The organism is Leptospira alstonii serovar Sichuan str. 79601 (genome assembly GCF_000347175.1).
Classification (GTDB): Bacteria; Spirochaetota; Leptospiria; order Leptospirales; family Leptospiraceae; genus Leptospira; species Leptospira alstonii.
In genome coordinates this window covers 127,568-145,781 of record NZ_ANIK01000028.1, presented here as the reverse complement: position 1 = coordinate 145,781, position 18,214 = coordinate 127,568, and the positions used below count along the sequence as shown (strand labels likewise).

Annotated in this window: 19 protein-coding genes, 2 tRNA genes and 1 pseudogene; 9 read left to right on the top strand and 13 right to left on the bottom strand. The window is 42.6% G+C overall.

Translation table 11 applies throughout. From position 1 onward, the window contains the following. Position 1 precedes the first annotated feature (1 nt). Positions 2–775, bottom strand: a complete 774-nt coding sequence (locus LEP1GSC194_RS06465; RefSeq protein WP_020772907.1) for an LBBP_01157 family protein — start codon at positions 773–775, stop codon at positions 2–4. Continuing rightward, positions 765–1,640, bottom strand: coding sequence for a glycosyltransferase family 2 protein (locus LEP1GSC194_RS06460; protein WP_020772735.1), 876 nt, complete (start codon positions 1,638–1,640; stop codon positions 765–767). The genes LEP1GSC194_RS06465 and LEP1GSC194_RS06460 overlap by 11 nt, the downstream gene beginning before the upstream one ends. Positions 1,641–1,730: 90 nt before the next feature. Here LEP1GSC194_RS06460 and LEP1GSC194_RS06455 point away from each other — a divergent pair, with 90 nt between their 5' ends. Then, on the top strand, positions 1,731–4,004 hold the full coding sequence (locus LEP1GSC194_RS06455) for an O-antigen ligase family protein (protein WP_020772795.1): 2,274 nt from the start codon (positions 1,731–1,733) through the stop codon (positions 4,002–4,004). Between the two features lie 18 nt (positions 4,005–4,022). Here LEP1GSC194_RS06455 and LEP1GSC194_RS06450 read toward each other — a convergent pair. Both LEP1GSC194_RS06450 and LEP1GSC194_RS06445 read right to left on the bottom strand, forming a co-directional pair. Continuing rightward, a tRNA-Leu gene (locus LEP1GSC194_RS06450) sits at positions 4,023–4,108 on the bottom strand. Positions 4,109–4,228: 120 nt separating this feature from the next. Beyond that, positions 4,229–4,299: transfer RNA gene (locus LEP1GSC194_RS06445), tRNA-Cys, on the bottom strand. Positions 4,300–4,350: 51 nt separating this feature from the next. On the opposite strand from LEP1GSC194_RS06445, the gene LEP1GSC194_RS06440 reads away from it, so the two are divergent. Then, positions 4,351–4,791, top strand: a complete 441-nt coding sequence (locus tag LEP1GSC194_RS06440; RefSeq protein WP_017808948.1) for a DUF4505 family protein — start codon at positions 4,351–4,353, stop codon at positions 4,789–4,791. Continuing rightward, positions 4,776–5,069, top strand: a pseudogene (locus LEP1GSC194_RS21155) (adenylate/guanylate cyclase domain-containing protein); the annotation flags it as partial. The gene LEP1GSC194_RS06440 and the pseudogene LEP1GSC194_RS21155, both read left to right, overlap by 16 nt. A 98-nt stretch (positions 5,070–5,167) precedes the next feature. On the opposite strand, the gene LEP1GSC194_RS06430 reads toward LEP1GSC194_RS21155, so the two are convergent. Both LEP1GSC194_RS06430 and guaA read right to left on the bottom strand, forming a co-directional pair. Next, complete coding sequence (locus LEP1GSC194_RS06430; protein WP_017808950.1) at positions 5,168–5,491, bottom strand: hypothetical protein; 324 nt, start codon at positions 5,489–5,491, stop codon at positions 5,168–5,170. 327 nt (positions 5,492–5,818) lie between these two features. Then, the gene (gene guaA / locus LEP1GSC194_RS06425) at positions 5,819–7,630 is read right to left on the bottom strand and encodes a glutamine-hydrolyzing GMP synthase (RefSeq protein ID WP_036041594.1); all 1,812 of its coding nucleotides are present in this window, start codon (positions 7,628–7,630) and stop codon (positions 5,819–5,821) included. On the opposite strand from guaA, the gene queF reads away from it, so the two are divergent. Both queF and LEP1GSC194_RS06415 read left to right on the top strand, forming a co-directional pair. Continuing rightward, complete coding sequence (gene queF / locus LEP1GSC194_RS06420; protein WP_408605328.1) at positions 7,619–8,128, top strand: preQ(1) synthase; 510 nt, start codon at positions 7,619–7,621, stop codon at positions 8,126–8,128. The two genes, guaA and queF, sit on opposite strands and share 12 nt — an antisense overlap. Positions 8,129–8,140: 12 nt before the next feature. Next, positions 8,141–8,407, top strand: a complete 267-nt coding sequence (locus tag LEP1GSC194_RS06415) for a SemiSWEET transporter (protein ID WP_036041590.1) — start codon at positions 8,141–8,143, stop codon at positions 8,405–8,407. 338 nt (positions 8,408–8,745) lie between these two features. Here LEP1GSC194_RS06415 and lsa33 read toward each other — a convergent pair whose 3' ends face one another. After that, positions 8,746–9,675: a surface adhesin Lsa33 gene (gene lsa33 / locus LEP1GSC194_RS06410; RefSeq protein WP_020772891.1), complete on the bottom strand. Its 930-nt coding sequence runs from the start codon at positions 9,673–9,675 to the stop codon at positions 8,746–8,748. A 245-nt stretch (positions 9,676–9,920) separates the two neighbouring features. Between lsa33 and LEP1GSC194_RS06405 the strand changes: the two genes are divergently transcribed. Next, a complete protein-coding gene (locus LEP1GSC194_RS06405; protein WP_020772952.1) occupies positions 9,921–10,142 on the top strand; it encodes a ferredoxin in 222 nt (73 codons plus the stop codon). A gap of 81 nt (positions 10,143–10,223) precedes the next feature. Here the strand turns inward: LEP1GSC194_RS06405 and fliM are convergent, their stop codons facing one another. From fliM to LEP1GSC194_RS06375, 6 genes are read right to left on the bottom strand one after another with little or no spacing between them, the layout of a single operon-like run. After that, entirely contained in the window at positions 10,224–11,249 is a 1,026-nt protein-coding gene (fliM, locus tag LEP1GSC194_RS06400) for a flagellar motor switch protein FliM (RefSeq protein WP_003003570.1), read from the bottom strand. After that, positions 11,246–12,220, bottom strand: a complete 975-nt coding sequence (locus LEP1GSC194_RS06395) for a hypothetical protein (RefSeq protein ID WP_020772935.1) — start codon at positions 12,218–12,220, stop codon at positions 11,246–11,248. The genes fliM and LEP1GSC194_RS06395 overlap by 4 nt, the downstream gene beginning before the upstream one ends. Before the next feature lie 56 nt (positions 12,221–12,276). Next, on the bottom strand, positions 12,277–12,906 hold the full coding sequence (locus LEP1GSC194_RS06390) for a hypothetical protein (protein ID WP_017807944.1): 630 nt from the start codon (positions 12,904–12,906) through the stop codon (positions 12,277–12,279). Beyond that, complete coding sequence (locus LEP1GSC194_RS06385) at positions 12,903–13,778, bottom strand: peptidylprolyl isomerase (RefSeq protein ID WP_020772939.1); 876 nt, start codon at positions 13,776–13,778, stop codon at positions 12,903–12,905. The genes LEP1GSC194_RS06390 and LEP1GSC194_RS06385 overlap by 4 nt, the downstream gene beginning before the upstream one ends. Further along, complete coding sequence (gene argH / locus LEP1GSC194_RS06380; RefSeq protein ID WP_020772769.1) at positions 13,775–15,187, bottom strand: argininosuccinate lyase; 1,413 nt, start codon at positions 15,185–15,187, stop codon at positions 13,775–13,777. The genes LEP1GSC194_RS06385 and argH overlap by 4 nt, the downstream gene beginning before the upstream one ends. 23 nt (positions 15,188–15,210) lie before the next feature. Beyond that, entirely contained in the window at positions 15,211–15,651 is a 441-nt protein-coding gene (locus tag LEP1GSC194_RS06375; RefSeq protein ID WP_020772834.1) for a heme-binding domain-containing protein, read from the bottom strand. Between the two features lie 111 nt (positions 15,652–15,762). Here LEP1GSC194_RS06375 and LEP1GSC194_RS06370 point away from each other — a divergent pair, with 111 nt between their 5' ends. Genes LEP1GSC194_RS06370 through LEP1GSC194_RS06360 form a run of 3 tightly spaced genes read left to right on the top strand, consistent with a single transcriptional unit; the run spans position 15,763 to position 18,140 of the window. Next, positions 15,763–16,227, top strand: a complete 465-nt coding sequence (locus tag LEP1GSC194_RS06370) for an NfeD family protein (protein ID WP_020772887.1) — start codon at positions 15,763–15,765, stop codon at positions 16,225–16,227. A 31-nt stretch (positions 16,228–16,258) separates the two neighbouring features. Further along, the gene (locus LEP1GSC194_RS06365) at positions 16,259–17,206 is read left to right on the top strand and encodes an SPFH domain-containing protein (RefSeq protein WP_020772947.1); all 948 of its coding nucleotides are present in this window, start codon (positions 16,259–16,261) and stop codon (positions 17,204–17,206) included. Between the two features lies 1 nt (position 17,207). Then, positions 17,208–18,140 (top strand): SPFH domain-containing protein, encoded by a 933-nt coding sequence (locus LEP1GSC194_RS06360; RefSeq protein ID WP_020772791.1) that lies wholly within the window; start codon positions 17,208–17,210, stop codon positions 18,138–18,140. Positions 18,141–18,214: the final 74 nt, after the last annotated feature.

Below are 18,214 nucleotides of genomic sequence, written 5' to 3'. Positions count from 1 at the left end.
TTTACGTTGTTCCTCTTTTTTTGCGTATCTGTTCTAGTACTTGAAAAAATTCTTTCTTTGCTTTTTCAAAATCTTGCAGAGAAAGATTTTCCGTATAAGGAGAATTTTCTTTTTGATTCCCGCTTACGTTTAAAAAATACAATTCGTCCGAGACGATCGCTTTCAGTCGTTTTGTGGAATTCGACTGAAAGAATTGTTCGAATTCGATTCCCATATAAACGAGAAGAATGCAGAGAATACTCGGTTTCAAACGAATGAAAATCTGTTGTTTCCAAAACGGTTCCCAGTTGTAAAAGTCCTTCCAGGTTTCCTGAGAAGAACCGGTTTCTCCGTATAAAACCTTGAGGTCCTCGTCGATTCCGTCGGGTTGAAATCGGGAAAAGACGCTTTTCAAATCGGAATGTTCGTAGGAAAGAATTCGGTTTAATTCCGCTTCCGGAATAAAAACAACTCCGGAGATTTTATCGCCTTGTTGACTGAGGAAATTGCCGGTGCTGACCACGAGAGAATATTCTCTTCCGGATTTTTCCTTTCCTTCCAGTCTGAAAAGTTTGGGACCGTTCTTTAGAATTTTATAATATTTTGTTTCGTGTACGAGTCCGCCGTTTTTTTTCCGGGTTACAAAAAAACGATCCGCCTTTTCTCTTAGATCGGCGAGTTCTCTTTTATAACCGTAACTTTCCCGAACCGGAGGAGTTTCTTCGGCTGAACCTTTCTTTCGTTTTCTTCTTTTAAAAAAAGAAAAGAATCTACCGAAGAACGACTTAATTGCCATAGTCCTCTTTCACGTTGGAAGGGCGTTCGACCATTCCGTGTTCGAGTTCGTATTGTTTTGCATCCTTTAAAAACGTGGAATACGCGGAAGACACCGCGATGACCCAACCCGGAAAGCCGTCCAAAAATCCGAACTTGAAAAAATAGGTTTCCATAAACTTAGAAAACGGTTTGTAAATTGTTCGAAGAAACGAAAATTTCTTTCCTTTTCTTTGTCTCGTTAAAGCGACAATCGAAGAAAACTGATTGATCGTATTCACCTGGTGCGTTAGATCCCGAAAACTGTAATGAATGATATCGCCGTGGATCTTGTTTCCTTTTCCTTGGATGCTGATATAATCGTGCGGATTTTCACCCACCCAAACGGCCTTTCCTTTTTTAAAAATTCGATAACGATACTGGGGATACCAACCGCTATAACGGATAAATCTTCCCATGTGAAAGGTAAGACGAGAAACTTGGAGACCGCTTACGGATTCGTCTTCTTGTTTTTCTTTGAATGTAAGAAGTGAATTTTTTAGTTCGGGTGAAATTCTTTCGTCCGCATCCAAGGAAAGAATCCAATCGTATTTGCAGAGGTTGATCGCGTCGTTTTTTTGTTCGATATGACCTTTGAATCTTTGTTTATAAAATTTTACGGAAGGAAACGATCGGGAGATCTTTTCGGTTTTGTCAGTGCTGATCGAGTCCAGAACCACGATTTCGTCCGCGACTTCCAGACAAGACCGAATGCAGTCTCCGATATTTTTTTCTTCGTTGTAAGTGATGATTGCGACGGATAACTTTTTTCCCGTCGTTTGTGGGAGAGTTCGAGTTCCCTGTTTTTTTTCTGTTTTCTTTTTCTTGCTTGGAATTGATTTTCCCATCGGTTCGATTGTTCTCAGTTCTTTTTTCTAATGGTAGAATGAATTCTTTCTCTGTCATTGGTTTTTTAAGGGAATTTTGGGGAAAACAAATTGAAAGATCGGATCACAAACGGACTCCAAACCGCATCCTTAGTTTCTATTTGTTTATTCTTACTTAGCTTTCCTCAATCCGTGAGCGTTTCTCAAATCTTTGGTTCACTTACGATCGCGACGACCTATCCGTTGTTTTTCCTGGACGCGCAATCTCGTAAAAATTGGAAACGGATCCTAAATCCGTTTTTACTTTTTTTTGGAATCTATCTCCTTCTATTTTTGTCCTCTCTTTTACACGCGGAGACGACGTATTCCGCATACACGAAAACGTATTCCGCTTTCTTTAAGAAGTTTCTCAAACAATCCGAGTCCGGAGATTTTTGGATGCTTCTCCTTTTTCCGGCGTCCTTTCTCGTAGCGTCTCAGGAAAAGAATCAAACGATCTTAAAGAGATTCTTGATCGCGTCCGCTTCGATCACGATCGTCCTCGGTTGTATCAGTCTTTTTTCGGAAGTAAGAATCGGAAAGTTCGTAGCCAACGGATTTCGCTACGCACCCGGAGATCGACTCCAACACTTTTCCGGAAATTTGGGTCCGATCAAACTCTATCTTCCGATCGGAATGATGAACACTCACCTAACGTTCGGAGGACTTTTGGGTCTCTGCCTGCCCGGACTTCTCGTGGATTGGTTTATAACCGTTAAGAAGAAAAAGAATTTCGTCTTTGTTCTCAAAACGGTTTTGGTAATTGCAGGATTTCTCATACTCTTTTTCAATCAGAGTCGATCGATTTGGCTCGGAGTTTTCACGATTCTTTTGATCCTTCTTTTCAAAGGAACGTTTGGAATTCGCAAAAGTCTTTCGAAAGTTTCCCTCAGATCCAAAATCCTCGCGGGGCTCGTCGTCTTTTTTGTCGTTTTGTCTGCGAGTTACCTTTTTAGAAACAACTGGCTGATCCAGAGATCCGTCTCTCAAATATTCGAAGTTCATAATACGGAAAATCAGAGATACTATATCTACAAAAATACGATTCCGCTCGTACAAGAACACTTTCTTACCGGAGTCGGCGGAGGAAATTATAAGGATTTTCATTGGAAAGAATCCGCCAAGATGATCGAAAAAGAAGAACAACTTTGGTATGAACTCTATATCACTCCAAGAGGACACGCGCACAACGACCTACTCCACTTTTTTACGACGGGAGGAATTTTTGCGGGGATTTTATTTTTACTCTTTTGGGGAAAACTGTTTCGATCTCTGTTTCAAAAAGATTTTAGTTCGGGAGAAGGAATTCCCGTCTTTGCGATCGGAGTTTTGAGTTTATTTCCGGCCGGTTTTTTTCAGTGTTATCTTTTGGACGACGAGGTCGTCCTTCCTTTTTTTGCATTCTGCGGAATCTTTTTGGGCGGAAGATGGAATTCTTTGCAGACATCGGAGAAGAAAGATATTTTTGATAGATTCGATCGTGCAACGGGGATTCCATTTTCTGAAAATTGGTCTTCCGTCCGCAAAAATTCCCTTCAAGCAAAAAACAATTCCGATGTAACAACGAATTCTTTCTTTTTGAAAATCATATCGAATCTAAAACGAGATTGGATTCTAACTCTACAAATCATCTCCGCGATCGGAATTCCGATCCTCCTCTACTGGCTTTTTTGGATTCCTCGGTTGAACTTGGAACCTCTGGAAGTTTACAATCGAAGAGTCAGAGCTTCCGACCTCGCGCTCGTCAAAGAAGTACAAAAGAATATTCTAAAATTCGAAATCGTTTCGGATGAAGTCCATTCTCCTGTAAACCCGAGTATGACACCTTCCGAGAAAAATCCAACTTCGTCGCCGCAATCCCCATCACAATCGAATGTCCAACAAAATTCCGAGCCTTCAGCGATGTTTCATCCTTCGGCGTTGAGTGTTGAGCAGGCCTCTCTTCCGTTTCAAGTCGAAGGTTGTCTAACGCATCGTTATCGTCATCCGCCTCTTCCACGAAAAACTCCGTTTAGTTTTACGATTTATATCCCGGAAAATTCTTCAGCGAGCGCCAAACGCGCGGAGATTACGATCGTCTCGAGGGATTCCTTTGATCAGGATCAACTCTATTGGGCGCACGGAGAAACCGATCTGAGTACGATTTCGGTTGAATTGCACAAAGGAAAAAATCCGATTCTAATTCCGGATTCGCTTGTAGATACAACTCCGGCCGCGTTTCCAGATGGAGTTTTCTTCCGTGATTATAGAATTCGTTATTCCGGTTTTGAAACAGAGGGAAAAATTGAATTTCCGAAATTGTATTTTGGGAAAATTTGCGATACAGTGATTCGTCTGACGCGGTAGATACGTCAGAGAATCGAATGGTACCTGGAGCGAGACTCGAACTCGCACGAGATTGCTCTCACAGGATTTTAAGTCCTGGGTGTCTACCATTCCACCATCCAGGCGTTTTAGATGTTAGTGGTAAGTTACATTTAGTACGAAAAGAATCAGACTCTAACAAGTACGATCTTTTCACTCTGTAAATTACCTATCCACTGATTCCTAAAATCTATCCACTAGTAATTAGGCGTCGCCCGGATTCGAACCGGGGATCAAGCTTTTGCAGAGCCATGCCTTACCACTTGGCCACGACGCCATTATAAGGTATGATTTTAAGAGAAAGATCAGTGTCAATAGAAAAGTCTATATGAGGCAAAGAAGAACTTATTTTTATCAACTGGATGGAAGAGGCAGACTCTTTCATGATTCTTCGGAATTGAAAGATCCGGATTTTCTGGATTTTTTTATCACGAGAATTCGCAAGAATGATACGGGGGAACATCCCGAATGTCCCTATCTTTCCGTTTGCAACGGAGAATGGAATTTCATACAACCCGCGACTACGATTTTCATCTTTCGAAAATTAGAGAATGGAAATTTATTCTATTCTCCCAGTCATTCGATTGTATTTCAACCCGAGAATCTAAAGGTCTTTCAAGAATCCTTGGCGCATCCCGCGCCTCTGGAAGAATGGGGTTCGTTTTCGAGCGAACTTCTTTTGGAGTTTTCCAAACGGATACACCAAAGAGACAATCAACTTATATTCGAGTATTCCGGAAAAGAATTCTTAATTTCAAAGAAAGAATAAAATCAAACGAGAAACCGATCGATATCGGCATTCATACCGGACTCGGGATCATCGGTCATGAAAATCGAATGGAAGGCACCGTGATCGGGGATAGCGTCAACTTAGCATCTCGCATCGAAGGTTTGAGTAAACAATACTCCTGCTCGATCATAGCAAGCGAGGTTACAGTCGCTTCTCTTCGAGACTCAAGCCGATTTAAACATCAATTTTTGGATGAAGTAACCGTAAAAGGAAAATCGCAATCGGTAAAGGTTTATAAAATTGAAAGTTCTGTTTGAATGATTCGCTCTCCTTTCAATGGATCAAAGGAGAGCAATGTCCTTATAAAATCGTTGCAAAAAGAAAGGAGTTCTTTCACCAAATTCTTAGATGGAAGCTATTTGAATTTAATAATAGTTCCTTTGATGTAAATTCCGTGACCGTTTACAAGTGCAACGACTGCATCTCCTCCGTTCGCACACACATAAGGCTGACACATTTTTTTGAAATCCGCAATACTGATTACCATAGATTGATTTTCAACCACGCCGATTTCTTCAAATTTCTTTTGAGGCACGGTAGTGATTATTGCAAACTCACAATCGGACTGTTTTGGCGGAAAACTAACCATTGCGGTTTTAACAAAACCCGGCTGATAAGCAACGCAACCAATGAACGCTAAGAACACGACTCCAAAAGATACGACAATAAAATTCTTCATAAAATTTTCTCGATTCAAGTATTTTAAAGAGATTCTATAAACCTGATCTTAACCGGTCAAGGAGAATTAGAACTTTTCCACGGCAGCAAGTAAATCACCTCTGATAAAACATTCTCACGGAAACCATTAAACATTTCGAATTCGATTCAATGAGTCCAAAAAATGGTAGGCAGTTTTTTTAAAACAAAATTATACCGGAGGACGTTCCGACCTTAAAACATCTCAAGGCGCAATTCAACCTAAAAGCACTTTAGAATACAAAAAAACCAGAATATTCTATATTTGGCATGTGATTCTTTTAAAATGACTGTCCGAGCAACGGGAATATCATTCCCACTCGATCGTTCCGGGAGGTTTGTTCGTAAGGTCAAAGAACACATAACGAATTCCTGGAATTTTCAATACTTCCGTTTTGATTTCTTGTAACAGAGAACGTTCCATTCGAAAGAAGTTAGCGGTCATCGCCTCCTGAGATTCTACGGGACGAAGGACAATGCTTTTCTCATTTTCTTTTTCACCGATCGGTAAAAGTACAACCGGCATCTGCCAGATCTTATCATAGAGACCCGCTTTTCGAATCACGGATTCCACTACATGATCCGCTTCTCGGAGAAGATCGGAACATTTCCGATCCAACTGCATTCCCGTAAATTGAAAGGTCAACTTTTGAACGTCCGGTTCAAACGGAAGAAGGACGACACGATTGATAAAAGAAAATTGATTGGAAAGATGAGTGGCCACACGGTCCAACGTCTTCCAATCGGTTCCAATGTCGTTTAACACCGCGCAGTTGGCGTAAGATCTTCTATCTCCCTTGACGCCCACGCTTGCAACCGGAAGAATTTTTCCGGACAATCCATTCTGTGCCGAAAGATACGAATCGATCTCCTTCTGATCTTCTTCCTTTCCTTTTTTTTCTACGGCGAGCATTCGAACCACGAGACCAGGTCCTGGGAACGGATGGCGTCCCACCCATTCCGGTTCCAAACCGAGAAGAACTCCGAGATCTCTTACTTCGTCCTTGTAAAGATCACGGATCGGTTCGATGACCTTTCCTTCTTCGATGAGTTTTTGAATCGCTTCCACACGATTGTGATGCGTCTTGATGGTATGAGAATGTTTGGTGCCGCCGGATTCGATCGTATCCGGATAAATCGTTCCTTGACCGAGTAGCCAATCCCCGTGTTCCAGATCCAAATCTTTTACAGCTCTATCTCGAGCTTCTAAAAATAAATTCCCGACGATCTTTCTTTTTTCTTCCGGATCGGATTTACCTTTGAGACTTTCATAAAATAACGCGGACTCGTCTCTCACAGTTAGGTGAATGTTTTGCAAAGTGAGTCTTTCCTGAAGAGGAAGAACTTCTCCCTTTCTCATAAAACCCGTATCGATTAAAAATCCGAGAACCCTTTCCGTTCCAAGAGCCTTACACAAAAGTAAATACGAAACCGTGGAATCGACTCCGCCCGAAACGAGCATGAAAATCTTTTGTTCCGGTTTTACCGTCTCTTGGATCTCTTTGATTTTTTCTTTTAAGAACTGATCGATTCCCCATGTTCTCGAAGCCCCGCAGATCCGAATGAAGTTGTCGAGTAGAACCGATCCCTTTTCACTGTGACTGACTTCCGCGTGAAACTGAATCCCAAAGATTTTTTTGGAAAAATTCTCCACAACCGCATAACCGCAGTCTTTAGAAGATGCGATTCTCGAAAATCCTTCCGGAAGTTTTACGACCTCGTCCGCGTGATTCATCCAAACCTGTTCCCCGCCTACAAAATTCTTCAAGAGAGAATTTCCGTTGGAAGTCTGAAGTTGCAGAGAAGCGGGACCGTATTCTCCCGTCCCGGAGCGTTCCACAACTCCACCTAAGAGTTTCATGATGAGTTGGTGGCCGTAACAAATTCCGAGAACCGGAATTCCTAACTCGAAAATTTCCGTTGTGATCGTTGGTGAATCGGGTTCGTAAACGCTTTCCGGACCTCCTGAAAGAATGATGCCTGAATATTTTTTATAGTTGGAAAGTGGTTCCTCGTTGGAGAGAATTTCCGTGTAAGCTCCGAGTCTTCTAATTCTGGATGCGATCAAGTGAGCGTATTGCCCACCGAAATCAACTACGGCAATTTTCTTCTGGATATCCATTCCACCCTTCTTGAAGACTTTGATACGAATTCGCGTTCGGGAAAAAGAATTTTCGTGGTAGAGAAATCGAAAAGTCTGGTCATCAAGGAACTATCCATGGAAACGAATCATCCAGAGACCTACGACGGAAGACAGGATCATATCCCTGCGCTGAAAACTCCCGAAATCGAATCTTTCACCAATGTTTACGAGGGAAAGGATTATACAATCGATTTTACGGTTCCAGAGTTTACGGCGGTTTGTCCTAAGACGGGGCTTCCGGATTTCGGTGTGATTTTCATTTCTTACATTCCCACAAGCCGTTGTATCGAACTCAAATCTTTCAAAGAATACATTCTCAGTTATCGCAACGTTGGAATCTTTCACGAATTTTTAGTAAATAAGATTCTGGAAGACCTCATTGCGGCAATCGACCCGAAATATTTAAAAGTGATCGGCGACTACAACGCTCGAGGCGGAATCAAAACGATCGTTACTCGAGAATACACAAAGGCATAAGCAAATTTGAATATGGACTCCATTACGTTTTTAGGTTATATCGCTTCCTTACTCACGACGGTTTCTTTTTTGCCTCAGCTCATCCGTATCGTCATGGGCGGAAGTACAAAAGACATTTCCAGAAACATGTATATCGTTTTTGTTACGGGTGTGGTTCTTTGGTTTGTCTACGGCTGTCTCAAACAAGACTTCCCGATCATTCTCGCCAACATCTTTACGTTTATTTTCACTTCTATCATTCTTTATTTTAAATTGAGAAACGACGCGAAGGGAGAGTGATTTTTTCTAAGTGAGAATCTTGTCGGAGTTCCGACAGTTCTGCCGTGAAAATTTTTGAGCCCCTCCCGATTTTGGTTGGGTAAACTCAATGAATTGCTTCCTAAGGGGCGCATTGTAGGTGATAGAAAAACTCCGACGCTTTCCTATATTAGAAAATCATTCTATTTTCAAGTATCTTTCCAGCTCAAAAATCCGTAGGAACTCCTACAAGATTTACTTCTTCGATTTCAGAAAACAAATTCTGAGTTAAACGGGAAGCGCGACAAAAACTCCGACTTCGCGTAACAAATAACGAAACCGGAGTCTTAGAAAAGAAGAACTTCTCTGGTTACCTATCTTTATTGAGGTTTCACCTGATCTTTGAGAGATTTTCTAGAATTTTCCAGAACTTCCTTATCCTTATCGATGCCCGACTTGATATTCTTTCTTTCTTCGTCGGCCGCATTTTTAATGGCTTCTTTTTCGGCCTTTCCGGATTCTTTGACCTCGTCGATCATCTTACGATTTTCTTCTTTCGTAGCGTTGATGAGTTCTTGGTTTCTTTGTTTTTGTTCTTCCAGACCTTGAAGAATTTTTTCCTTGTTCTCTTTAAAGTCTTTTAAAATCTCTTCGATCTTTTGTCTTTGCTCTTCCGTTACGGATTGAACGGTAGCCGCATCTTCTTGAAGTTCTTTCAATTCGTCTTCGGAAAGTTTTTCTTCCTTCTGGTTTTTACCGTCGGAAACGACCTTTTCACCGGCGTCAGCAACGTTTGTTTGATCCGGGTTATCGTTGTCGGTCACTTCCACGGAGCCTTCGGAAACGAGGGTTTCCGTTTTATTTCCTTCCACCTCGACTTGGAAATCGGTACCACGAACGGCGGCTGTTGAAGTAGGAGTTGTAACCTTAAATCCGGAAGACTTGTTAAGTTTTGTCCCAACCTTGGAAAAGATCTTTCCTTTGTTCAAAGTAAGGTCCGAATAAATTTCCGCATTTTTAGAATCCACATAAATCTTATTTAACGTAAGACTCGTATTCTCTTTAATGCGGATAATAACTCCGTCCATCAGTTGAATGTCCGCGTAGGAATCTTTCGTAGTTTCGATTTTATCTTCCGCAAAAATAAATTCGGAAAGCCCTACTTTTTTAATCTTTCCCGTCTTATCCGAAAGTTTGACAGCACCTTTGATAAAAGTAAAAACTCCACCCTGCAAATCCTCCTTTTTGGATTTCCCACAGTGGATTGCAAATAAGACGATCAACACGAGGTATAAACTTTTTTGAATCATTCCGATTCTCCTATCGATAAATTCTTTCCGGGCAAAGTAGCACGAAATTTATTTCAAGTCCACAGTTTTCCCTGTTTTTAACTTTACTCAAGTTCACTCTGATTTGTTCCAAATTCGTCTATGCGCGGATCTTCGTTAGAAGAACCTAAGAAAAGAACTTGCTGTCTAAACAATGATTAGAAAATTGATCTTGGAACCTGTTTTTTTAAGCGACCGGGAGAACCAACCCAGGAGAATCAAAGCCTATGGCAACCAAAATTGCGTATGTAGATAAGGACAACTGCACTTCCTGCAATCAATGTGCGGACAATCTTCCGAAATACTTTCAAATGGACGATAATGACACTTCGGAAACTCATATCGGAGGAGAAACGGTAAACAACGCGCCGATCCCCGAGGAAGACTGGAAGATCGTTCAAAAAGAAATGGACGAATGCCCAGGCGAATGTATTCAGTGGAAAAAATAATTTTCTAAAATTCAAACACGGCTTCCGATCGGACGCCGTATCAGGATTCTAAAAGGCGGCCTTGGAGCCGCTTTTTTTATATCAGTATTCCTGTTCCGAACGAGTGGAACCCAAGAGTTCATCCGGAATGTCTTCCACCCTATCCCCAATCTGAATCGCAAGTCTGCTTCCCACTCTGCCGGGAAGACATTTGAATTTTTTTCTTTCACCGACCTTTACGATCATCTCGGACCTTGTGGAAGTGTTTTCCAATTTCACAACGTCGCCTATGGAAAGATTCATAAAGTCGTTGATGGAAACGTCAACCGATCCCACTTCCGCAATCAGAGGAATCGCCACCTGATCGAGTCGTTCTTGAATCACGGCTCGGTTCTCATCCAATTCTCCCTTTCGAATGGACGAATACCAATATTGCGCGGATAACTTATTGATGATCGGTTCGATCGTGATGTAGGGAATACAAAGGTTCGTCATCCCTTCCACTTCCCCGATTTTGGTTTCGAGCGTAATCAAAACCACCATGTCGTTCGGAGGAACCACCTGGGCAAATTGAGGATTGGTTTCGATGTTTCCAAGTCTCGGTCGTAAGTCGATCACGGTGGACCAGGACTCCCGCATGTTTCCGAGAATTCTTACGATGATTCCTTCCATAACGCTCATCTCGATCTCCGAAAGTTCCCTGGAGATCTTTGCCTGTTCGCCTTTACCGCCAAACAAACGATCGATGATCGTAAAAGAGATCGAAGGATCAATTTCTAAAATGGCGGAACCTCTTAATGGATCCATGTTGATTACGGCGAGCGTGGTCGGGTTCGGAATCGAACGAATGAATTCTTCGTAAGTCAACTGATCCACGGAAGCCACGTGAACGGAAACGAGCGCACGAAGCTGAGCCGAAAGACCCGTAGTCGCAAGACGCGCAAAGGTTTCGTGCATCATCTGCAAGGTGCGAATCTGATCCTTTGAAAATTTATCAGGGCGTTTGAAGTCGTAGATTTTTACTTTTTTTTGTTCGGAGACGGAGGCGTAATCCGCTTCGTTAACCTCACCGGAACTGATGGCGCTGAGCAGCGCGTCAATTTCATCCTGCGATAAAATCTCTGTCATTTTTTTACCTTCGCCACTAAGTTAGACACTTTCCAAAAGCCTCCCTGTTCGTCGGGAACTCTTCTGAGAGTGTAAGTATATTCGTATTTGGAGCGCAGACGGTTCAACCTTCTTTCCACAAAAACGGTCACCCTCGCCAAACCGGGGGAAACGGATTCCGTGTTCAAAATTCGATAAGAATGAAGAATGCCCGCTCTGGACTCCGTAAGATATCGTTTAAAATTCTCCATTAGAAAATCCCTTTCGGACTCTTCCGCGCGATTGTATTCTTCCGAATATTGATCGTAGGCTTGAACGTATTCCGGAAAGTAGATCCATTTGAAATGATGCGCCCAATTTTTTTTCTTTTCGGAGCCTAAGAACAAGTGAATCACTTCCTCGGGTTCCAGTCCGTCCACCGTCGGATCCTTTTCGGGGATGGATGAAAGAACCGGTTCGTTGTGTTTTTCTTCGTAAAAAAAATACGGCTGGTTGCGAGAACGGATAAAAAGCGCGGGCATTTCGTGAATATTCGGATGGAAATACGCGGTCACAAAATATTTCTTTCCCGGATTCAGATCAAAACGGGAATTCAAATCGATTTCTTTGGAAAACACTTCGTCTTTATGAAGAATGATCTCCTTGATCTCTTTTCCTTCCAGGGATTCGATCGTGTTTCTTCGTTTTAATTCGATTCTTCTTTCCTCATCCCTTTCCGGAATCTGATTTCCATCCTCGTCTCGAACTACGATTCGGTACGATTCTAAATCCCGCCCAGACGGAAAGATTCTGACGACTTCGTTTCCGGTATTCATTATGGACATCTTTACGGGAATTTTGTCATTTTCGCGATAATGGATTTTTTTCAAATCCAATGTGATGATTCCCTGTTGTTTGAGATAATTTTCCGAAACGGAACCCCGCGAGTCCCGCTTTGGAAATGCAAAAAGAATCGAAGGAATCAGTAAGATTGCGAGAAGAAGCCGGATCATTCTGGTTTATTTTCGGCAAATTCTCCCAAAACCCGCGAAAAAATACGGATTTTCGGTCAACCCGGAGCTTTGGCATCCTCAATGATCATCTCCGCAATTCGGATCAATCGTTTGAGGATATTCTCAACCTTGTCGTAATCTTCATAACAGGAAACCAGTTTCTCCATCGGAGGTTGAATGAGCGAAACGGCCTTCGAGGAAAGAATCAATGCGGTAAGATTGTCTTCGTTTAACAAATTCAAGGATTCGAGCTCGTTTAAAAATCGGCTGATTTCCTTGATGAGAGCCTCGTCGCCTATGTCGTTTTTTTCGAAAAAGGATTCAATTTTTAGAATATAATCCGTAAGAATCTGTTTGATTCGCGCCTCGTCGTCGGTCGGTTTTCTTTTTGCGGTCAAAGAATTAATCGTTCCGTATTTCGACATCGCAGTTTCGTAAAACGAATAAACTTCCTGTCTTTTGGAATGAATGATCCGAAAAAGTTTTATGATTCCGACCAAACGGTCCGGAAGGTTTTTGCCTTCGTTGGTTTCCAAAATCGAGGTCCTGGATTCCTGATCATGAGCAGGAAGCACGGATAAACGTTCTAAAATGTGATTCGTAGTGGAACCGGAAGAATAGTTCGCGAGTTCCTGAATCACTGCGAGATAATTTCTCGCCTGTGTTTTATCCGATGCCAATGTCATTGTGCCGCTGTTGCCGCCGTTCTTTTGTCTACGATGAGGACTTTTTTGATCGTAGTTTTCGCGTTTCCGACCTTTACGATTTTGTCCACAACGTCGCCTCCGTTCACCAATTGACCGAAAACGGTATGAAGACCGTCCAAATGAGGAGTGTCCACTTGGTTGATGAAAAATTGGGAACCGTTCGTATTCGGTCCGGCGTTTGCCATCGCAAGAGAACCCTTGATCGCTTTATGAGACTTTAAGGTTTCGTTATATTTGTATCCGATTCTAAAAAGAATTTCAAGAACCGATAATTTTTTCGCGTCCTCAAACGTTTTTTCGATCAATTCCCTTTTTGCCTCCCATTCCTCCCTGTTTTTAATCTGAAGTTCGCCCGCAACGGCTCTTTGGAGTTGATATTGATAGTATGGAGCTTCGCCGGCTTTGATCTGATCGAGACCGAGAGATTTTCCGTTGATCTCGTCGTCAAAACGATATCCGGGACCTCCGGTTCCGTCCCCGTTCGGACACCCCCCTTGAATCATAAAGTTTTCGATCACTCTATGAAAGGTCAGACCGTCGTAAAAAGGTTTTTTGACCTTTTGACCGTTTCTGGATAAGAATTCCTTTTCGCCTTGCGCCAGATCGATAAAGTTCTGAACCGTTTTAGGAGCGTCTTGGTCGAACAACTCGACCGTCATCGTTCCTTGAGTAGTCAAAAAAATCGCATAGATCGCCGGTTTTTCCGGCAAAGGAACTACGGCCGTATCCGGTTTAGGAACTACGACGGAAGAGGCCGTATAAACTTCCGGTTGATACTTGGTTTGTGCAAACGGATTTCGATTACACGCGAAAAAACAAACGAATCCTAAAGTTACAGAAATGATTCTCATAAAAACAATGTTTCAACTTCCTTCAAAGATTCCAGCGCAATTTTTAACTGTTCTTCCTGTCTTCTTTTAGAAGTTCCTCCGTAAGAAATTTTTTTGTCTGCCGAAAGAGAAAGTGAAACGGCATCCTCGTATTCCTTTCCCGCAAAATGTTCCGAGATTGAAATTCGATCCGACTCTGGCAAATCAAACAATGTTTTCTTTTGTTCCACACAAACCCCGACGAGTGTTCCGACAAGTTCGTGAGCGGTTCTAAAAGGGATTTTCTTTTCACCGACAAGAAAATCCGCAAGATCCGTCGCCGTCGCAAATCCGTTTTTTAAGGAAGATTCCGCTTTTTCGGGAACCCAGACCCAACCTTCTATCATTTCTCGGATTCCTTCCAAACTGATTTGTACGGTTTCGATCGAATCAAAAAGGGCCAACTTGTCTTCTTGAAGATCCCGGTTGTAAGTCGAAGGCAAACCTTTCAACATCACGAGAAGATGATTCAGGTTTCCGATCACTCGTCCCGCCTTTCCTCGGATGAGTTCCGCGATATCCGGATTTTTTTTCTGGGGCATGATGGAAGAACCGGTCGTGAGCGAATCCGGCAGTTTTAAAATTCCGAATTCTTGGGAGGAATAAAGAACGATGTCCTCGCAAATCCGAGAGGCATGAATCATCAATTGAGTACAGGCGAATAAGAATTCCAGAATATGATCCCGACTCGAAACTCCGTCCATAGAGTTCGGCGATACTTTAGAAAGTCCTAATTCTTTTTTTAAAAATTCCCGATCGGTCGGATAATTGACTCCCGCCATCGCTCCGGAACCGAGAGCCAGTTCTTGGGAAGCTTTTAAGGCGAAACAAAAAAACTCCTGATCTCTTTCCAAAGCCCAAAACCAAGAAAGCAAATACTGAGAGGCACGGATCGGTTGTGCGACTTGAAGATGTGTGTATCCCGGTATGATTACGTCCACGCTTCGTTTCGCTTTTTCAACCAAGGAGGATCGGAGGCTTACGATGGATCTGAGAATTTCTTTTCCTTGATTTAAGATATAAAGTCTTACGTCTTGAGCGACCTGGTCGTTTCTGGATCTCGCGGTATGTAATTTTTTTCCGGTTTCTCCGATGAGTTCCGTTAGGCGGGACTCGATGTGCATGTGAATGTCTTCGAGCTCCGGTTTGAACTCCAACTTTCCTTCTTCCAATTCGGTTTTGATTTGCGAGAGAGAGGTTTCGATTTTCGACAATTCGTCTCCGCTTAAAATACCGATTTGTTTCAGCATTCTCGCGTGTGCGATACTTCCTTGGATATCTTCTTTGTAGAGTTTATAATCGAAGGATACGGATTCGCCGATACGTTCCAAAATCGAAGAGGCCTTTTCTTGAAATCTTCCGCCCCAGAGTTTTTTTTCTTTTCCAGTCATTACGATCTTTGCCAGATTATTTTTTATTCTTCTTTCCGATACTCTTCTTCCAAATCATGAATCCAGTTTTTCAAAACTTCCAATTCTTCTTCCGCAATTTTTGCCGACGGATGCAAAAGAATATAATCTCCGGGCGGCATTTCCGCTTCTTCCAAAGTTTCCACAATGGAATCTCCTTTGGACGACTTTTCCTTTTTACTTAAGAGACCCCACTCCGAAAAATTGAGTTCGGCTTTTCCTTCCTCCACGTGACGGTAGAGATATACGTTGACCGGAAAAATTTTGGAATACCAAGGCCATTCGGTCAGATCGGAATGACAATCGTAACAGGATCTCCTCAATATTTTTTTGACTTCCTCGGAGGTTTGAATTTCGTTTTGATTTTTTCCGTCGGGAGGTCGTAAAGGTAGAAATTGCAGAAGCAAAATCGCCGCTACAAATGAGAAGGAAAGTTTTTTTTTCATGTCTTTCTTCTGTATAGTTCGTTTTCTTTCCCTTTTTTTTAAAATAGAAAAAACGGATTGAACTTTGAAAAAAATTTACGAACCTGTTCCACTCGGGGGAATACGTCTTTCATGCCTGATTTTTTTTCCAATCTGCCCGTAACGATTTGGATCGGCGGCGGTGTTCTTTTGATTCTCGCCGAATTTTTTATTCCGGGAACCTTTGTCGCTTTTTTAGGAACATCCGGAATTATCACCGGGATTGTCGTTTATTTTTTCGATATTTCCATCGGCTGGCAACTCGGTCTCTGGGCATCACTCTCGACTCTTCTGATCTATGTCGGAAGTACGACGATCCGAAAAATCTTTCCTGCTCAGACCGAACACGCAGTTCCGGAAAACGACCAAATCGGAAGACTCGTTTCCGTAGTCAAAGACATCCTTGTAGAAAGAAAAGGTGGAAGAATTCTTTTTCAAGGAGTTGAGTGGGACGCGGTTTCCCAAAAGTCCAGGATTCCAAAAGGGAGTAAGGCGAGAATTTTAAGTCGCGACAATCTCACCTTTCTTGTTGAACCTTTGGAACTTCCGGAAGAGTGATTTTTAATTTTAAAATAAAAAAGGAGATTTTATGTCCGGAGGATTTATATTCACGTTATTCTTCATAGCGTTGATTTATCTGATTCGAAAAACATTCATCATCGTTCCGCAACAGTATTGTTTCGTCGTGGAACGTGTGGGAGTATTCAATGGCGCTTTGGAAGCCGGGTTCCATTTTTTATGGCCCGTCATCGAAGTCGTAAAATACAGACAGAATCTGAAAGAGATCGCGATCGACATCCCCCCTCAGATGTGCATCACGAAGGACAACGTTTCCATCGCGGTGGACGGAATTCTTTATCTGAAAGTCGTCGATGCGTATAAGGCGTCTTATGCGATCGAAAACTATATGCTCGCTACACAACAACTCGCTCAAACCACTCTTCGTTCCGAAATCGGTAAACTGATTCTCGACCAGACGTTTGCGGAAAGGGACGATATCAATTCCCACGTTGTGCGCGCTTTGGATGAGGCCACCGATCCCTGGGGAATCAAAGTCACAAGATACGAAATCAAAAACATTTCTCCTCCTAAGGAAATTCTACACGAGATGGAAGAGCAGGTAAAAGCGGAACGAGTCAAAAGAGCCGAAATCACGATTTCAGAAGGTGAAAAACTTTCCCGAATCAATCGTTCCGTGGGAGAAAGAGAAGAAGCGATCAATATCTCCGAAGGGGAAAAGATAAAAAAGATCAACGAAGCCGACGGTAAGGCCTTGGAAATAGAACTCATCGCCGCTGCGAAAGCGAAAGGAATTCAGATGATCGCGGAATCGATTTCCAGAGAAGGCGGCGGCGAAGCGGTCAACTTGCAGATTACGGAGGATTATCTCACCGGTCTGGGAGAAATTTTAAGCGTTTCTAAAACCACCATTCTTCCTGCGGAACTTGCAAACATCGCGGGAGTGTTTGAAGGACTTTCCAAGGTGACCGGAAAGTTACCGGAAATAAGAACTCCGAAAGATAAGGAAGGCCAGTAAGATGGAAACGTTTCAAACCACATTCGTAATGATATTCTGGACTCTGTTCGGAATTTACTTCGCATACAAACTCTATCGTTCCATCCGAATCGTTTCCGCTCAGGATTGTATCGTGGTGGAAAAGTTCGGAAAATACAGCAGAACCTTACACGCGGGTTTGCATCTTCTCTGGCCCTTTATCGAAAAGGACGCCTACTATCATACGTTGAAGGAACAAGCGACGGACGTTCCTCCCCAAACTTGTATCACGAAAGACAACGTGCAAGTGGACATGGACGGAATTCTTTACTTAAAGGTTTTGGACCCGCACAAGGCGAGTTACGGAATCAACGACTATCAGTTTGCCTCTTCTCAACTCGCGCAAACCACAATGCGCGCGATCATAGGAACGATGGATTTGGATGTTACGTTTGAAACCAGGGACGCGATCAACAGTAAGATCCTGGAAGTTTTAGACTTAGCCACCGAATCTTGGGGAATCAAGGTCAATCGATACGAGATCGTAAACATCACTCCTCCTAAGTCCATCTTAGAAGCGATGGAAAAAGAGAAAAAAGCACAGATCACAAAGAAAGCGCAAATCTCTCTTTCGGAAGGTGATAGGGACGCAAGGATCAATCGATCGCTGGGTTTTAAAGAAGAAGCGATCAACAAATCCGAGGGTGAAAAACAAAAAAGAATCAACGAAGCCGAAGGGGTCGCCAAAGAGGTGGAAGCGATCGCGGTTGCCACCGCAAAAGGGATTGAACTGCTTGCGGGTTCCATCAGCGTAAAAGGCGGAAAGGATGCGGTCAAACTTCGGATCGGTCAAAAGTTTATCAAAGAATTTGAAAAAATTTCGGGTAAAAAAACCGAGATCGTTTTACCTCTCAATCTGACGAACTTCCGTTCTATCTTAAAGTCGGTTTTAGGAAACGTAGATCAGAAAAGTTGAATGTAGTTTTTTCGGAACTACTACGGATGGACTCTTTTCAAATCGTATGAAGAGAGTTTGTTCGTCGGAACTTC

Coding starts and splice junctions, on each gene's coding strand:
- LEP1GSC194_RS06395 (WP_020772935.1), bottom strand. CDS start 12,220: ATGATCCGGCTTCTTCTCGCAATCTTACTGATTCCTTCGATTCTTTTT.
- LEP1GSC194_RS06370 (WP_020772887.1), top strand. CDS start 15,763: ATGCCTGATTTTTTTTCCAATCTGCCCGTAACGATTTGGATCGGCGGC.
- lsa33 (WP_020772891.1), bottom strand. CDS start 9,675: ATGATTCAAAAAAGTTTATACCTCGTGTTGATCGTCTTATTTGCAATC.
- LEP1GSC194_RS06360 (WP_020772791.1), top strand. CDS start 17,208: ATGGAAACGTTTCAAACCACATTCGTAATGATATTCTGGACTCTGTTC.
- LEP1GSC194_RS06375 (WP_020772834.1), bottom strand. CDS start 15,651: ATGAAAAAAAAACTTTCCTTCTCATTTGTAGCGGCGATTTTGCTTCTG.
- LEP1GSC194_RS06385 (WP_020772939.1), bottom strand. CDS start 13,778: ATGAGAATCATTTCTGTAACTTTAGGATTCGTTTGTTTTTTCGCGTGT.
- guaA (WP_036041594.1), bottom strand. CDS start 7,630: ATGGATATCCAGAAGAAAATTGCCGTAGTTGATTTCGGTGGGCAATAC.
- LEP1GSC194_RS06405 (WP_020772952.1), top strand. CDS start 9,921: ATGGCAACCAAAATTGCGTATGTAGATAAGGACAACTGCACTTCCTGC.
- LEP1GSC194_RS06415 (WP_036041590.1), top strand. CDS start 8,141: ATGGACTCCATTACGTTTTTAGGTTATATCGCTTCCTTACTCACGACG.
- LEP1GSC194_RS06430 (WP_017808950.1), bottom strand. CDS start 5,491: ATGAAGAATTTTATTGTCGTATCTTTTGGAGTCGTGTTCTTAGCGTTC.
- fliM (WP_003003570.1), bottom strand. CDS start 11,249: ATGACAGAGATTTTATCGCAGGATGAAATTGACGCGCTGCTCAGCGCC.
- LEP1GSC194_RS06365 (WP_020772947.1), top strand. CDS start 16,259: ATGTCCGGAGGATTTATATTCACGTTATTCTTCATAGCGTTGATTTAT.
- argH (WP_020772769.1), bottom strand. CDS start 15,187: ATGACTGGAAAAGAAAAAAAACTCTGGGGCGGAAGATTTCAAGAAAAG.
- LEP1GSC194_RS06390 (WP_017807944.1), bottom strand. CDS start 12,906: ATGACATTGGCATCGGATAAAACACAGGCGAGAAATTATCTCGCAGTG.
- LEP1GSC194_RS06440 (WP_017808948.1), top strand. CDS start 4,351: ATGAGGCAAAGAAGAACTTATTTTTATCAACTGGATGGAAGAGGCAGA.
- LEP1GSC194_RS06465 (WP_020772907.1), bottom strand. CDS start 775: ATGGCAATTAAGTCGTTCTTCGGTAGATTCTTTTCTTTTTTTAAAAGA.
- LEP1GSC194_RS06460 (WP_020772735.1), bottom strand. CDS start 1,640: ATGGGAAAATCAATTCCAAGCAAGAAAAAGAAAACAGAAAAAAAACAG.